The 15,684-nt window shown below is 39.7% G+C and carries 10 protein-coding genes; 6 read left to right on the forward strand and 4 right to left on the reverse strand.

Features of this window, described 5'->3' with window-relative positions:
* The first annotated feature begins 134 nt into the window (after positions 1-134).
* Entirely contained in the window at positions 135-902 is a 768-nt protein-coding gene (locus B4G94_RS21370) for an exodeoxyribonuclease III (RefSeq protein ID WP_286861812.1), read from the forward strand.
* Between the two features lie 143 nt (positions 903-1,045).
* Here B4G94_RS21370 and B4G94_RS21375 read toward each other — a convergent pair whose 3' ends face one another.
* Positions 1,046-2,107, reverse strand: a complete 1,062-nt coding sequence (locus B4G94_RS21375) for an Mrp/NBP35 family ATP-binding protein (RefSeq protein ID WP_286861814.1) — start codon at positions 2,105-2,107, stop codon at positions 1,046-1,048.
* Positions 2,108-2,459: 352 nt separating this feature from the next.
* Between B4G94_RS21375 and B4G94_RS21380 the strand changes: the two genes are divergently transcribed.
* Both B4G94_RS21380 and B4G94_RS21385 read left to right on the forward strand, forming a co-directional pair.
* A complete protein-coding gene (locus B4G94_RS21380; RefSeq protein WP_286861816.1) occupies positions 2,460-4,664 on the forward strand; it encodes a transglycosylase domain-containing protein in 2,205 nt (734 codons plus the stop codon).
* Between the two features lie 151 nt (positions 4,665-4,815).
* On the forward strand, positions 4,816-5,355 hold the full coding sequence (locus B4G94_RS21385; protein ID WP_108634784.1) for a phosphoribosyltransferase: 540 nt from the start codon (positions 4,816-4,818) through the stop codon (positions 5,353-5,355).
* A gap of 158 nt (positions 5,356-5,513) precedes the next feature.
* On the opposite strand, the gene B4G94_RS21390 is transcribed toward B4G94_RS21385, so the two are convergent.
* Positions 5,514-6,080 (reverse strand): DNA-3-methyladenine glycosylase I, encoded by a 567-nt coding sequence (locus B4G94_RS21390; protein WP_165309274.1) that lies wholly within the window; start codon positions 6,078-6,080, stop codon positions 5,514-5,516.
* A 120-nt stretch (positions 6,081-6,200) separates the two neighbouring features.
* Between B4G94_RS21390 and B4G94_RS21395 the strand changes: the two genes are divergently transcribed.
* From B4G94_RS21395 to B4G94_RS21405, 3 genes are all read left to right on the forward strand, one after another.
* Positions 6,201-7,172 carry a DUF4271 domain-containing protein gene (locus B4G94_RS21395; RefSeq protein WP_286861819.1) on the forward strand — a complete coding sequence of 324 codons (972 nt, stop codon included), beginning with the start codon at positions 6,201-6,203 and terminating at the stop codon, positions 7,170-7,172.
* An 11-nt stretch (positions 7,173-7,183) separates the two neighbouring features.
* A complete protein-coding gene (locus tag B4G94_RS21400; protein WP_181390574.1) occupies positions 7,184-7,954 on the forward strand; it encodes a uroporphyrinogen-III synthase in 771 nt (256 codons plus the stop codon).
* Between the two features lie 437 nt (positions 7,955-8,391).
* Positions 8,392-9,261, forward strand: a complete 870-nt coding sequence (locus B4G94_RS21405) for a cupin-like domain-containing protein (RefSeq protein WP_108634787.1) — start codon at positions 8,392-8,394, stop codon at positions 9,259-9,261.
* 70 nt (positions 9,262-9,331) lie between these two features.
* On the opposite strand, the gene B4G94_RS21410 is transcribed toward B4G94_RS21405, so the two are convergent.
* Both B4G94_RS21410 and B4G94_RS21415 read right to left on the reverse strand, forming a co-directional pair.
* Positions 9,332-12,217 carry a PD-(D/E)XK nuclease family protein gene (locus tag B4G94_RS21410; protein ID WP_286861822.1) on the reverse strand — a complete coding sequence of 962 codons (2,886 nt, stop codon included), beginning with the start codon at positions 12,215-12,217 and terminating at the stop codon, positions 9,332-9,334.
* Between the two features lie 9 nt (positions 12,218-12,226).
* The gene (locus B4G94_RS21415; RefSeq protein WP_286861824.1) at positions 12,227-15,577 is read right to left on the reverse strand and encodes a UvrD-helicase domain-containing protein; all 3,351 of its coding nucleotides are present in this window, start codon (positions 15,575-15,577) and stop codon (positions 12,227-12,229) included.
* Between the last annotated feature and the right edge of the window lie 107 nt (positions 15,578-15,684).

The raw sequence follows: 15,684 nt of genomic DNA on the forward strand, positions 1-15,684 counted from the left end.
TACTGCGAAAGAACGCACTGAGTTTTTCCGGGTGTTATCGGATCACAACAATTAAAATATTGCGCTGTATTGTAAGTCTCAGACTTACAGATGTAAAATTTTAACTATAATATCTCAATACTCATATCTAAACAATGAAAATAGTAACCTATAATGTGAACGGTTTGCGAGCTGCTTTAAAGAAGGATTGGTTAGGCTGGCTGAAAAATGTGGATGCAGATGTCATATGTCTTCAGGAGATTAAAGCTACTCCGGACCAGATTCCAGAAATTGCGCTACTGGAGGAGATGGGGTATGAACATTACTGGTATCCGGCTCAAAAGAAGGGATATAGCGGTGTTGCTCTCTTTACCAAAATTTCTCCAACGCATGTTGAATATGGCTGCGGTCATGAAGACTATGATTTTGAGGGACGTATTATTCGTGCTGATTTTGATAAAGTTTCGGTGATGAGTACTTATTTTCCATCTGGAACAACAGGAGATGTAAGACAGGATTTTAAATATCGTTTTTTGGACGATTTTCAGCTGTATAGTGACAAGCTGTTGTTAGAGCGGCCAAATTTGGTTGTATGCGGAGATTATAACATCTGTCATCGTGCTATTGACATCCATAATCCGAAATCAAATGCAAACTCCTCCGGATTTTTGCCCGAGGAACGCGAATGGATGGAAAATTTCATTAATTCAGGATATATCGACTCTTTTCGTCATTTGAATGCGGAGCCGCATAACTATACCTGGTGGAGTTACCGTGCGGGTGCGCGTGCACGAAATCTGGGTTGGCGTATTGATTATAATATGGTCTCAAAACCATTGGGAGCGCAAATCAAAGCTTCGCAAATTTTGGCGAATGCGGTCCATTCGGATCACTGTCCGGTTTTGTTGGAATTGAACGTTTAACTAAGAACTATTACTCAATAAGAAAGGCTTTCAGTTAACTGAAAGCCTTTCTTATTGAGTAAACTGTGGTAAATCACGTTTAAATAGAATCGTATGTGCATTAAGCAGCCGCCATGTTGGGCAACTGCTTCCAAATGTAGTGCTTAAACCTGACTCTGGATAATGGAAAGTTGTTGTGCAACTTTCTCTGCAATTGTTAAAAAGGATTTTGTCACGGGGTCTTCTTGATCTGTTGCAATCGGGAAACCGTTGTCGCCTGCATCGGAAATGCCTTTAAGCAATGGTATCTCACCAAGGAAGGGGACCTTATATTCTTCGGCCAGGCGTTTTCCTCCGTCTTTACCAAAAATATAATATTTATTGTCCGGTAGTTCTGCAGGGGTAAAATATGCCATATTTTCCACAACTCCCAAGAGCGGAATATTGATACTGTCCATCAAGAACATTCCGATTCCTTTGACTGCATCGGCGAGTGCTACATGCTGTGGTGTCGTGACAATGACTGCTCCTGCAATTGGGAAGGTTTGTGATACCGTGATATGGATATCACCGGTCCCCGGAGGCATATCAACCACAAGGTAATCCAACTCTCCCCAATTAGCATCGTTAAATAGCTGTTTGATGGCTGAAGTGGTCATTGGACCACGCCATGGGATAGGTTGGTTGGGATCGGTAAAGAAACCGATGGAGAGTAATTTTAAACCAAACTTTTCAAGAGGTTCAATTTTAACCTGACCGTCAGGCATTTCAACAGAACCGGGTTTCGCACCTTCCAGTCCAAACATAATCGGAAGCGAAGGGCCGTAGATATCGGCGTCCAATAGACCCGTTTTTGCACCCTTGGCGTGAAGCGCCAAAGCTAGGTTGGCTGCAACTGTCGATTTCCCGACACCACCCTTGCCCGATGAGACCAGAATGATATTTTTAATCCCTGAAACCTGAGCTCCCTGTTTACCGATCACATTGGAAGTCATGTTTATCTGTACTTCAAGATTTTTATCAATAAAATGTGCTATAGCATTGCGGCAAGCATGCTCAATATGGTCTTTTAGTGGACAGGCGGGGGTAGTCAATATGACATCGAAGGCAATTTTTTGGTCTTCGATCTGAATATTTTGAATCATATTCAATGTTACAAGATCCTTTTTTAAATCAGGCTCTTCAACATAGGATAATGCATTTAATATTTGTTCTTTGGTAACCATCTATTATTCATTTGAAATCATGGAATACAAAACTACTCATTGCCGATCAATTTCATGTCATTTGTTTGTTTTTAATGGAGTTCAATTAGGTCCCTGTCCCTAATGAATGGCTCTGCCGCCTTAAAGAAAATTGAAGCGAAGTCATGTCGACTGGACAATGCGTTTCCATTTTGGCTTTGCTAGCAAGGTTTTCTTTACTTTAGGAATTGGACCGACAATTCAGCGCTCAGTTTGACTAGCTTTAATAACGAGCCATACCCACGCGGGTTTCGGTGTAATTATAATTGTATATAAAGGCAAATTTATCTAAGTTTGACTATTGATATGCATGGATTTGCATGAAATTTTAATTATGTCCGATCGATTTATAACATCTCTGAAGTCGCGCAAGTGGCGATGGCTTTATATTACTTTGGCTGTTTTCTTGATTTTGGTAATCGCGGTAGGTGTTTATGCTTACCAAAAGAGAGATGGGATGCTCATGGGGGCGATCAATAAAGCAAAAGCGAAACTGCTGGAAAAGTATGACATGGATTTGAAAATCCAGTATTATGCTTTTCAGGGGATTAATGCGGTGCAGTTTAAAAATATACAGTTGCTGCCTAAAAATAGAGCACCTCTGGCGCAAATTAATGACCTGACCGTATCCGTTAAATTGTGGCCTCTTTTATTCGGTGATGTGAAGCTCGGTGAGGTTATTATGGATAATGCCACCGTATCATTGGTCAAGAAAGATTCGATCAGTAACTATGATTTTTTGTTTAAGAAACAAAAGAAGGATACCATTGAGAATGATAACCCAAAGCAGAATTTGGCCGCATTGGCGGATCGTCTGCTCAAAAATGTATTCTTTAAGATCCCGAATGATCTCGATCTCAAAAATTTTGAGCTTTCCTACAAAGACGACAGTACCTCACAGCGTATTGTTATTCCTTCCGCCGTTATCGATGGTGGTGACATGGAATCCAAATTCTTGTTGAACGATCATGAGGCAGCTTGGAACCTAACAGGGACGATAAATTCGGACAATCAGGAATGTGACCTACGTCTTTTTTCGGATAAGAAGGAAGTTAACCTTCCTTTATTACAGCGTAAATTTGGTCTGGCAGTTAGTTTTGATGAGATATCCTTTCGATTGGATAAAGCTAATCGACGAAATAAGGAACTGTTGGAATTGCATGGACAATGGGGATTTAAAAACCTGAAAGTAAATCATTGGCGTATTTCCAGTAAAGACGTTATTTTTCCTGAAGCGATCATGCAGGGGGCGCTCAACATAGGAGCCTCTTCTATCGAGGTCAGTAAAGAAAGTACCGTACAGGTAAAAGATTTTGTTTTTTCTCCTTATTTAAAATATATACACAGGCCTGAAAAAGAAATTTTTCTAGCTATTCACACGGATAAAATCAAAGCGCAGGATTTTTTTGATGCCATGCCCGTTGGGTTATTTCCGGGGCTTGATGGAATTCAGGTTGAGGGACATATTCAATATGATCTAAATTTTGCTTTGGAATTAAAAAGACCCGATAAACTCCTTTTTTCTTCCAAAATGGACGACCGCGATCTGCAGGTGGTGAAATGGGGTGAAGCTAATATTGGGATGCTAAATACCCCTTTTACCTATACGGCCTATGAAGATGGAAAACCCATGCGTGAGATTGTGGTCGGCCCGCAAAACCCAAATTTTACGCCATTGGATCAAATTTCCCGTTATATGCAGATCAGTCTGATCAATACCGAAGATCCATTTTTCTTTAAACATAAAGGATTTGAGGAGAAGGCTTTCAAACTCTCTATTGTCACAAATATTAAAGAGAAAGGTTTTAAACGTGGCGCAAGCACCATATCCATGCAATTGGTCAAGAATGTGTTTCTAAACCGGAATAAGACCGTGGTTCGAAAACTGGAGGAAATTTTGTTGGTTTGGCTGATGGAACGTTCGCAGCAGGTAAGTAAAAAACGGATGTACGAGGTTTATCTCAACGTGATCGAGTGGGGAAATAATGTATATGGGATTACTGAAGCTGCTCGCTACTATTTTGGAAAAACACCGGCGCAACTTGGGCTTGGAGAAAGTATATTTTTGTCCAGTATCGTGCCACGTCCGAAGAAAGGGCTTAACTTCTTTGACTGGACAGGGCATCTGAAAGGAAATATGTTGCGTTATTTTAACATTTATGGTCATATCATGACTAAGACTGGGCAGATAGGTGTTGACTCGACCACATCGGCCTATGGTTTCTATGAGGTCGTATTGCAGCCACATCTGCGTGCTGCCAGACCTGCTGTTGTAGATTCGATAGATACATTGGATATGGGCGATGATCCGCTGCTGTTCGATGACCTGGGCAACGGGGCAGCAGTTGATAATCTGGAAGGCGTTTCCCTCCCTAAAACGATAAAAAAGATGTCTCATCCTGAAAAGCAGGACGAGGAAACGGCCGAACCGGAAAAACATAAGAGATCTATTTTCGATAAGATCCTGGGCCGAAACAAAGAAGAAAAGGAAAAAACGGAGACGGAGACGACCAAAAATCCCAAAAAAGAACAGAAGTAGCTGACTGAAAAGTTTGTGGTTGGTTGCCTTACTCTTAAGAAAGCTTTTGATATATTGACATCAGGTGTGGACGCTAAAAATCAGCTGGTATAAAACTTCGGAAACTCCCTCTCGGAGATGGAAATATTATCGATAAAAATAATTTAGTGGAATGAAAAAAATAGAAATTGACGGATTGCTTTTTGAACCGCTTTTTGAAGAAGAACAGATTCAGAAAAGGGTTCGTTTGATGGGGATAGACATCAGTCTACGATATGAGCATAAGCAGCCTGTTTTTATAGGCGTTTTGAACGGTTGTTTTATGTTTATGGCAGATCTGCTCAAACAGATAGAAGTTCCCTGTGAGATGTCTTTTATTAAATTAGCCTCCTATATCGGTACAGGCCAGTCTGAGTTGAATGAGCTATTGGGACTGGGTATTGATCTGGAAGGGCGTGATGTCATTATCGTGGAAGATATCGTCGACTCCGGACATTCGTTAAAGCATACGCTAGATGCTGTGAAGCGGTTAAATCCGGCCAGTGTCATTGCTTGTGCACTTTTGGTAAAGCCTGAAGCGTTACAATACCATTTTGAAGAACTGACCTACGTTGGTTTTGAGATTAGCAAAGAGTTTGTTGTTGGGTATGGGATGGATTTTAACGGTCTTTGCCGCAACTTACCAGATATCTATAAGAATGTTCCTGCTTAGATTTTAGGATTAAGATATTGTGATGAGAGATCTGAGTAGGGAGATTTTGATTTGCTCAGATCGACTTAGCTGTTGAAATTAGATCAAGGAACGATAGCAGCATTCTTCCGCAAAGGTCGTTTGTCTTTTATCTTTTTTTCCTTGATCTATAATGCAGTTTAATATTTGAACGAACAGCTTTCAATATGGTCATTGACCATGCCTACCGCCTGCATATAAGCATAGCAAATGGTGGAGCCAAAAAACTTGAAACCTCTTTTTTTCATGTCTTTTGCTATTTTATCGGAAATCACAGTCGTCGCCGGCACCTGTTGTAGACTAGGCCAGTGATTGACTAGGGGTTGCTGTTCGGGTAAAAATGTGTATAGATAATTGTAAAAACTACCATATTCAATCTGGATTTTTTCGAACAGTTGCGCGTTGGTAATGGTCGACTCAATTTTATTTCGATGTTTAATAATACCAGAGTCTTTTAAGAGTGCCTCGACATGAGCTGCCGTAAAATCGGCGACTTTATTGACATCAAAATTAGCAAAGGCTTCTTGATAAGCCGATCTCCGACGGAGGATCGTAATCCAGCTCAAACCGGCCTGTGCTGATTCGAGCACCAAAAATTCGAAAAGGGTTTTATCATCTTTTACCTGTCGCCCCCATTCTTTATCGTGATAGGCCACATATTGTTCGTCAGATCCGCACCATTGACAGCGTATTATTTCTTTTGGCATGTTCTATAAAGATTTTTTGAATGCAATATAACTTTTTATCCTAACTTTACGACCATAAAAGAGTTTCGAATCTAAGCGGTCCATGATTTCTGAATGGCCGATAAGGAACAATTTATTTTAATGAAAGTTAACGTCTTTAGATATTATATTGTATTTGTAATCCTCTTTGTGTTTTCGGCTGTACAGTTGAGTGCGCAGCGACGGATATCGCGACAGGCTGTTCGAGAAAGTGTTTCTCTGCCTGATAGTACACTGATGCTAAGAGATTCAGTGGCGTCGTCAAACCAGGAGATGCTGGCATCTTTGAATCCGGCACTTCAAAAACAATATCGGATTGTTACGGTGGAGGCAGAAGGGCTGGTTATTCACAATATGTATGACTATAATGTAAAACAATATTTTAAAGGAGAGAAAAGCGGTAATGCCCTGGAACGGCAATATGGAACACCTAAGCCGCATCGGGATAACTGGATATTATTTACTGCGCTCTTTTTGATATTTGGCGTTGGGTTAATCCGTGTATTTTTTCCTTCCGATATAAAATTGGTATTTCAGGGTTATTTTGATGACAGGGTATTGTTGTCCGTTAGTAAAGAGGATACGATCCTGACTTCATGGCCGTTTATTTTCCTTTTTGTATTATTCTCGGGAGCGATAGCTTTGTTTGTCAGTCTATTTTATGCTTACGAACTGAATCGCTTCGATTTTATTACCTTTCCCAATTATATGAAGACCGTTTGTATGGTGGGCGGCCTGTTTGCTTTTAAAATTGGATTTATCCGATTCTTGTCTTTTGTTTTTGAAATCAGAAAACTTGTCAAAGAATATGTGACCGTATTATATCTGATTTATTTTAATACACTTTTCCTGATGCTTCCGGTGTTATTGATATTGAGTCTTGTCCCTTTATCCTCCGTTGGCATAGTCTTGCATCTGGCGATTATTGGAGCCATCTTGCTGTTCCTATATAGATTTCTCAAAACAGCGGCTCATATTATGTCGATGTATAAATTTTCAATTTCCTATTTAATTTTGTACCTTTGTTGCCTAGAAATAGCACCAATATTAATACTGTTAAGATTATTGAGCTAAAACTGGTTAATATGCAAACTTCAGACGTAGAAAGAGCAAAGAAGGTAAAAAGTGTACTGGTGACTTTACCAAAGCCTGAAAACGATAAGTCCCCTTATTATGATTTAGCAAAGAAATACGGGTTAAAATTAGACTTTCGAGGTTTTATACACGTAGAAGGAGTTCCCGCCAAAGATGTGCGTAGGGATAAAGTTAATTTAGCAGATTATACTGCGGTAATATTTACAAGCAGAAATGCTGTAGATCATTATTTTAGGATATGTGAGGAGATGCGATTTGAAGTGTCTGCAGAAATGAAATATTTCTGTATTTCGGAAACAATCGCCCTCTATCTTCAAAAATATATTCAGTATAGGAAACGCAAAATATTCTTCGGTAAACAGACAGCTAAAGATTTAGAAGAAGTGCTGAAAAAGCATAAAGCAGAAAATTTTCTGTTCCCTTGTTCAGATGTTGCCAATGAAGAAACAAGCAACTGGTTGCAGCAGAACGGCTATAGATTTACACCTGCAGTTCTGTTTAGAACAGTAGTAAGTGACTTGAGTGATCTTAAAGATGTATTTTATGATGTAATCGTATTCTTTAGTCCTTCCAGTGTTCAGTCGTTATATGATAACTTTCCGGACTTTAAGCAAAACAATACGCGTATAGCTGCGTTTGGAGCTTCAACACAACAGGCCCTTTTGGAGCATGGATTGATATTGGATATTCCTGCACCTACACCAAAGGCACCTAGCATGACAATGGCCGTAGAAGAATATATCAAAAAAGTGAATAAATAATACCTATCTTAGGTCAATAATATAAAGGGGTTTTTCAAAACCCTTTTTTTGTTGAATAGGGAATCTGCAAGGTAAATGATACTTGAATTGCATTTGTCCGCATAGTGTGATCACAATAAAAATATTCGTTTCGTTTTCACACCGTTGATAAGGAAAGGTGACGAACGTATGATAGGTACATATAGTTTGTGGATAATTGGAAGAACTGATAGGTGATACCGCCGATTTGTTAAAATGATTTTTTAATAAATAAAGAGTCGGATTGTTGTAAGGGAGAAATGTATTAAAAGTGACAGATGTCATTGAGATTTTAAATATATTTCCATTAAATTGTATTTGGGTTATTTGTTCCGATTAAAAATAAAGTGTATGCGTTATTTTTAAAATTTGGTAGAAATATTTTTTTTATGTTTGTAATTAAGCAAAATTAGTCAGTCGTGAAGTTAAAGCAAGTTGATAAAATTTCGGGCATTCGATCAGAGGACTTTTTAAAAAAATATCTGAAACCTGGGTTTCCGGTGGTTATAAAAGATTTTATTAGTGCTGATAGTCCTGCATGGAAGAAATGGAGTTATGATTACTTTAAGGAAATAGCCGGTGATATTAAGATTGATGTCTATGGAAAAGAAGAAGATTCGATGGATCGTGCTGCCAGTGCTCCTGTGGGGCAAATGACATTTGCGGAATATTTGGATCTTATTACTAAAGAACCTACCGAGTTACGATTGTTTCTGTTCAATCTGCTCAAGATACGTCCCGAACTAAAGCAGGATGTTATCTATAATGATGTAACAGGTGGAAAAGTATTGCAGTGGCTACCCTTTATGTTTTTCGGAGGTGAAGGTTCAAGTACACGGAATCATTTTGATATCGATATGTCCCATGTGTTCATATCACAGTTTCAGGGACTTAAACGTATTTGGCTTTTTCCAAATGATCAATCTGATCTGATGTATAAGCTACCCTATAACTTCCATAGTATTGCTAATCCAAAGTATAGCAATGTGGAGGAATTTCCGGGGATAGAATATTTGGAGGGGTATGAGGCGGTGATCCACCCGGGAGAAACGCTCTATATGCCTGCAGGCTGGTGGCACTACATACAATATGAGACAGAAGGTTATTCTATTTCAGTAAGGGCATTGGCAAATTCGATCAGTGAGAAACTAAAAGGAGCACGTAACCTTTTTATCACCAGACATTTTGATAATACCATGCGTAAGATCTTTAAAGATCATTGGTTTCATTATAAAATAAATACCGCCAAACGGCGAGCCAATAATGCGATAAAAAAAAATAAACGCTAAAAATAAGGGGACATTCATGAATGTCCCCTTATTTTTTTAAGCGCTTGAGCTAACAAGGGGAAGGCATTTCCTATACTGACTCTTCATTTTCCGTCCATTTACTGGCTTCTCTATAAAACAAGGTGTAGGGGTCGCTGGGATAGATAACAGTATCCGGATTATGTCTAAATGAAATTTCGGGATTGAAAATTTCTTGGAGTATGTCTCTTAGAAATTTGACAAAATTATCTTTTTGGAATGCCAAAAAATCCGCGGTCAATATGCCTTCTTTTCCATTGAATAAAGTTCCTTCTTCACGCATTTTTCGGGCGACATACAGGTGTGGCTCCAGTTGCTTTCGTCCTGTTTTTTGTTCAAATACATAAGCATAGAAAAGCGTTTGTATCAATGCTTTATTTGCCGTATTGGGGGCAAAAACCTGATCCATTTCTTTAAAAATAACGGAATCACCTCCTGTTTTGTAATCGACAATCCGGCTGATGATCCGATCGTCATGTGTGATGACTTCGTCAACACGGTCAATGATACCGTATAAAGTAACCTGTTCCTCTTTGCCATTGACTTCAATAGTGAATGGAAGGGTGTAGTCGGTGTCGTTTTCCAGTTCTATAATCCGAAAAGCTTTGTAGTTGGCTATATCGTATTCAAGGTACATCTTGACATATTCACAGGCAATCTTTAGCATGATGCGCTGTAAACTGTTTAAACCATCTATAGATTTTAATTCCAACTGATATTGTATGCCTATTTCCCGAATAACAAAAGATTCGATGTGATTGAGCTGTTGCTGCAGGATTTGGGTCGGCGTAAAGTCTTTCTGGCTCTTGAAGGGCAAGAATATTTTCTCCATGACATTATGGATGACAGTTCCCAATTTGTTCATCTCAAACTCCTGTGAAATAGAAGGCGGTTCTTTGATATTCGCAATATGCTTGAGGAAAAACTGCAATGGCGATTGCAAATAAGTTGTTAATGCGGTCGCAGATATTCGCTTCTGATCGACAATAAAGTCTTGATACATCTTTGTCCAGACTTCGCCCTTCTTTTCGATGACAATCTCTGCCGTTTTATCGGCGAACTGGATCGTCTGTTGCTGAACTTTTCGTTCAAAATTAAACTTGCTTTCAAATTCCAACTGTTTGATAAATCGGCTTTCCTCTCCTGTTGAGCTTTCGTCTACCAATCCGTTATAAAAAATATGGATTCCCTCGCTATATTGAAAGTGTCTGTAAAATAAATAGGCTGACAATGCATCTTGATTTTCCAATATCGGAAGTCCATAAGCTCTTCGCAGGCTATTGGGAATAAACGTTGGGGAATTGGATATTTTGGGCAGGATACCTTCGTTGGCCCCCAGGATGTACACGTTGTCAAAATTTAAACATCGGCTTTCCAAAAGCCCCATAATCTGTATGCCTTCTAGCGGATTTCCCTCTATCGCGGAGTTTATAGGTGATATGGCCTTTTTAATCAAGCCGATCTGGAAGCTGATGCTCAAAGGTGCAACGGTATCAAATCCCAATAGCAGCTGGTTGAGTGTCTTTTTGGTTTCTATCAGCAGGTTATTGTCAATCTGACGGATGCGTTCATATGATGATATACTGTGTAGCAAGTCTTCAACGATGTTGATGAGCGAAGGGATCAATTGGGGAGCATGTTCAATCGGAACGAAAAATTGGGGTAAGGAACTTTTGAAATGTAGCTCTTCCAAGGCGATTTCAAATAATTGCCTATCCGCAATTTCTTTCTGAATTTGCAATTTATCTTCCAAAGAGACTTGTGTCAGGGGATGATTGATAAAGGTCTCAATGGTCTGATAGGAAATCTTGCGTTTTTTTAACTGTGATATTTCTAGATGCACTTCCATCCATAAGTCCAATAGCCCATAGATAGGCGATTGGGTTAGGGGATATCCGGTCGTAATATTGGGATTAACATCGGGTAGGCTTTGGAGCAAAGGAACTAACAGGTTCTCATCGGCCAATAAGATGGCCGAAGTCTTATCTGTACTATTTTGCTTTTCGAGGATATCATAAAGCAATTTTGCCTGACTTATTTTTCCTGTACTCGCATATAGGTTTACTGTTGAGGTTCTGTTACCGATAATATTCAGACTGTCGCCAAGTGCATTGACAAGTCCGGTCTGAAAGATATTTCGACGAATAAATAGGCCAGCTTCTTGCATATTGTCCTCCAGATAGTAGGCATCTGCATCGAAGTAGAACAGAGCTTTTCCTTCTTCTTGCCATTTTCGGAATAACTTAGCCTCTGCTTTATTTAATGCATTGAAACCAACGAATAGGATCTGCTGAAAAGATGATGTAAAGTCCTGATTTGTGGCTCTGCCCTCAACCAGATCACGATAGATCGTAGGATAATTGGTTTGGCCTTCTGTTTTAAGCTTTTCTTTGAATCTAGTGTATAATACCGGAAGTCTTTTCCATAATTGTAAAAAGCGTTCTTGTACACCGCTATGCCCCGCTATGGAAAATGATTGCCAGAACTGACGGATGAACCCCTGCTGCTCTGGCGTAAGATGTTGAAAAGCAATGTCAATTTTGGTGTTGTCATAAAGTTCCATGTAGATCTGGTCGATCGGAACCAGATCATAATCCAGTTGTCCAAAGTCACTCAATATAATCTCCGCAATAGGATAGAATTCTTCTAAAGTCTCTGGTTGTTTTCCCTCTGCGGCCAAAAGGTCATTATGGATTTTAAAGAGCTGAAAGAATTGTGCTAAGGCATTCGCGTCGGTATCGTTGGTTGATAATTTAAAGAATTCTTGTATGGTGAAAAATTGAGGGGACCAGATGGCCTGTCCATAGACGTCGGCAAGATGTTTTTTGAGGTACGTAATCGGACGTTTATTGTTAAACACGATGGCAATCTCACTCAAATCGTTTCCAAAACGTTGTTGAATATCTGCTGCTACTAATTTTAAAAAGGCTGTCTGCATCGCGATTGTTTATTTTACTTCAATTAATTGATTTGACTTGGCATAATAGAGGTAGGCCCTAACATTATTATAGCCTAGGTTCTCTAAGTTTTTTTTGTAATTGTCGACCTGATATTTATGTCCGATGTAGTCGGTTTGCGTAAACTTAAAATCCAGTACAATTGTTTCTTCTTCGGAGGTGAAGACTTTGTCGGGACGAATGGTTTCCCCTTTGGCAGTAATGATACTGGCTTCATTCCAGATTTTATATTTCCCGGTGAGCCACTGATTGATGGTGGGGTGGTGCCAGATCTGGTTGATTTCCTGCATCAGAAAGGGTTCGTCCTCTTTTGCGAGTATACCTTCTTGAATTAGCTGCCATACTAATCTGGAGATATCTTTTTCTCGAGAAATCTGGGACATGATCTCGTGGGCCAATATCCCATACTGCGCTGCTTTCTCCAGCATCATAATGTCATTGATCGTACGTTTACTGGACTTTTCTAAGGCCATTTCCAGTTCTTTGGAAATAGGGTAGTGGCTGAGTGAAATGATGTTGTTCCGTTGGATTTGATGATCTTTTTGTTTGATGGTCTGGTCGATCTTAACCGAGGTACCTTCCAATGTAAATGGAGCGGAAGCTGAATCTAATACTTGATAAAGTATATCACTTATATACTCATCCTTGATATCATAGCCCGTAATTTCCCCCGTCTTCTTATCAACGGACTCTTTAAATAAAGGAGCTGTAATATAGAGATGTTCAATAGCACGTGTTGTCGCTACATAGAAGGTATTGAGCGCGTCCATATAATTGAATAGCATTTCCTCAAAATACTGTTTGAAAAACACAGATTTTCCAACTGTTGCTGTATATTTTATGGGAATTTTTCCCAATTGGGCAAACGGCGTTTCATGGGTATCTATCCAAAAATCCCCATTGATCATTCCGTCCAGATCCCAGGAACAGAACGGAAGCATGACAACATCATAGGCAAGTCCTTTTGATTTATGGATTGTCGTTACCTCAATCGCATTGATTTCTCCATTGGATGGTAGTACTGCGCGATTACCATCCTCTTCCCAAAATTCCAGGAATTGAATAATGCCACGCTCGCCGTTGGAAGAGAAACCCGAAATCATATCTTTGAATGCCAGCAGATAAGGCAGATGGATGTTTTGCTCGGTTGTGAAGCCGTAGATTTCGATCAGTTTTTCTATGAGGTGAACCAATGGCTGTTTTTGCCAGGTTTCCCAAGAGTCGATCAGGGGCTGGGGAAGAAAATCTTTCAGCGCGCGGATGTCATTTGAAGCAAATGCTAGCCAAGCATTTTGACTGACTGTATTTTTCTGTATGGTCTGATAGAGATAGACCATTTTTGCTTTGTGTATGCTGTGTTTGTCCGAATTGTAGACGAGTGCTTTTAATGTTTCTATCAGCAAAAGCACGGCATCGTTGCCGGCCAGCACCAGCGCGTCACCGGAGATGACCTCAAAGGTAAGATTTTGCTCTTTTTTGAAATCCATCAATTTTTGGATGACCAATTTGGCCTGCGCATTACTGCGGACAAGGATACCAATTTGTTTGGCATGATATCGCCCAGTAATAAACCATTCTTCTATTTTTTTACATAAAAACAGAAGTGATTCCTCAACGACCTGATTTCTTCTATAGCGACCATCTGACACAGGGATGTATGCTATTTCAATGGAGCCCAACTTGTCGAGGCTCCCCTTTTTGTGTGCGGGGATTTCCTGCTGACTGTTTTCGTAGGCTTTGATAAGCATGCTATCGTTGCCTGAGGCAGCCCACCAACGTTTCCCATCTTCGTCTAAGTTTTCATCGACCTTTTTATTAAGGACCTCTTGCAAATGTTGAGGAATACTGCTAAAAAGATAATTGTTTAGCTGGATGATATTTGGAAGACTCCGAAAATTGGTGTCAAGGCTTCCGTTTTCAATAAAAGTGGTTTTGGCGCTTTCATCGAGGTGAAATGCATGACCAATTTGTTGTTCGACCTGATGGAGCAATATACGCCAATCTCCGTTCCGCCAACGGTATATACTCTGTTTGACATCGCCAACAATCAGATGTTCACTCAGGGTACCATTTGCATCTGCAAGTGCATTGATCAGTAGTGGGCTATAGTTTTTCCATTGGATACGTGAGGTGTCCTGAAATTCGTCAAATAAAAAATAATTGAAGCGATTGCCTATTTTTTCCCAGATAAATGTCGGATCGCTGTTCTCATCGATCCCGAGTTTATTTAACAGGATCTGTGAATCTGAGATTAACTGTGCGCCGTTTTCTTTGCGCCACTGGGTGAGCAGATCGCTCATTTCTTTGAGCAAGCACAAGTAATAGAGATTGTTCTGTACTGCTTGGTAGGCAATATAAGCCGGTAGATTCTCCTGTAGTGTCTGAAAAGATATTAAGATGGGAGCAAGTGCTGACAGAAGATCATGGCGTATATTTTTGTCACTAGCTGTAAATGCATCTTCGTTGTCTATTAGCTGTACGTATTTGTCCAATATCTTGGCAATTTCGGAAGAACTTAACTTGTCTGTCTTTTTACTGGTCTTGCTCGCCGAAATAATCTTGTTGCGTGATTTTCCCTTGAGTTCATTTTCACTGATGTTGAATCTTTTGAAGGTTTCACTGAAAGCTTCAATGGTCAGCGAAAGTGCTTCTGTGAAGGAATTTATTTTTTGTTCGATTTCCTGGTTCAGGAGATTGAAAATTTCTCTCGGATTGGCTGAATTAATATAGCTGTCAAATTCCTGGAAATTTTCAGAGAAAATGAGGTTGGCCAGCCCCATCAATTGTTGTCGATAGTTCCAGTTCTCATTTTTGGCTATTTTTTTCTCCGCATAGGCGATGATCCAATCGAGTAGGTCAGGACGTTCATCAAGTAGCTGATTGAGCATGACTGTCAACTCATTTTTGACCTTATTGATATTCATCTCGATCTTATAGGCCGCATCGAGATTAAGCTCATAAGTGAATGCACGGATGACTTTTTGGGAAAAACCATCTATTGTACTTATTGTAAAATGGCTATAGTCGTGTAAGATCTGGCGGTAGACGCGATGAGATTTCTCCTGGATTAGATAGGGTGTCCAATCGGGGTGCTGCTGTAGTAATAATTTTCTAAAATCTTCGATTTTAGGACCGGAGTCTCCGATAGCCAGGCCATGGAGTACAGTGAGTATACGCTCTTTCATTTCTGCGGTGGCCTTATTGGTAAATGTCACAGCAAGTATCTCTTTGTAGCTATTTTCATTGGATAACAGTAAAGTGAGATAATGCAGGGTCAGGCTGAAGGTTTTTCCGGAACCGGCCGAAGCTTTAAGTATTTTTAATGGCGCAACAGATTTCATGGAATGAAGGTAGAAAGTAAAATGTGAATTGGCAAAAATGCCGAAGATTATTTTAACTGAGAAAATATTCTTAATTTGCTTCTAATTTATCGACCAAATTATTGTTT

This window comes from Sphingobacterium sp. UBA7625 (genome assembly GCF_002484085.1).
Classification (GTDB): Bacteria; Bacteroidota; Bacteroidia; order Sphingobacteriales; family Sphingobacteriaceae; genus Sphingobacterium; species Sphingobacterium athyrii.

Bases quoted from the DNA above. Each gene is read 5' to 3' on its own strand.
- B4G94_RS21415 (WP_286861824.1), bottom strand. From the start codon at position 15,577: ATGAAATCTGTTGCGCCATTAAAAATACTTAAAGCTTCGGCCGGTTCC.
- B4G94_RS21410 (WP_286861822.1), bottom strand. From the start codon at position 12,217: ATGCAGACAGCCTTTTTAAAATTAGTAGCAGCAGATATTCAACAACGT.
- B4G94_RS21390 (WP_165309274.1), bottom strand. From the start codon at position 6,080: ATGCCAAAAGAAATAATACGCTGTCAATGGTGCGGATCTGACGAACAA.
- B4G94_RS21395 (WP_286861819.1), top strand. From the start codon at position 6,201: ATGAAAGTTAACGTCTTTAGATATTATATTGTATTTGTAATCCTCTTT.
- B4G94_RS21385 (WP_108634784.1), top strand. From the start codon at position 4,816: ATGAAAAAAATAGAAATTGACGGATTGCTTTTTGAACCGCTTTTTGAA.
- B4G94_RS21375 (WP_286861814.1), bottom strand. From the start codon at position 2,107: ATGGTTACCAAAGAACAAATATTAAATGCATTATCCTATGTTGAAGAG.
- B4G94_RS21380 (WP_286861816.1), top strand. From the start codon at position 2,460: ATGTCCGATCGATTTATAACATCTCTGAAGTCGCGCAAGTGGCGATGG.
- B4G94_RS21400 (WP_181390574.1), top strand. From the start codon at position 7,184: ATGCAAACTTCAGACGTAGAAAGAGCAAAGAAGGTAAAAAGTGTACTG.
- B4G94_RS21370 (WP_286861812.1), top strand. From the start codon at position 135: ATGAAAATAGTAACCTATAATGTGAACGGTTTGCGAGCTGCTTTAAAG.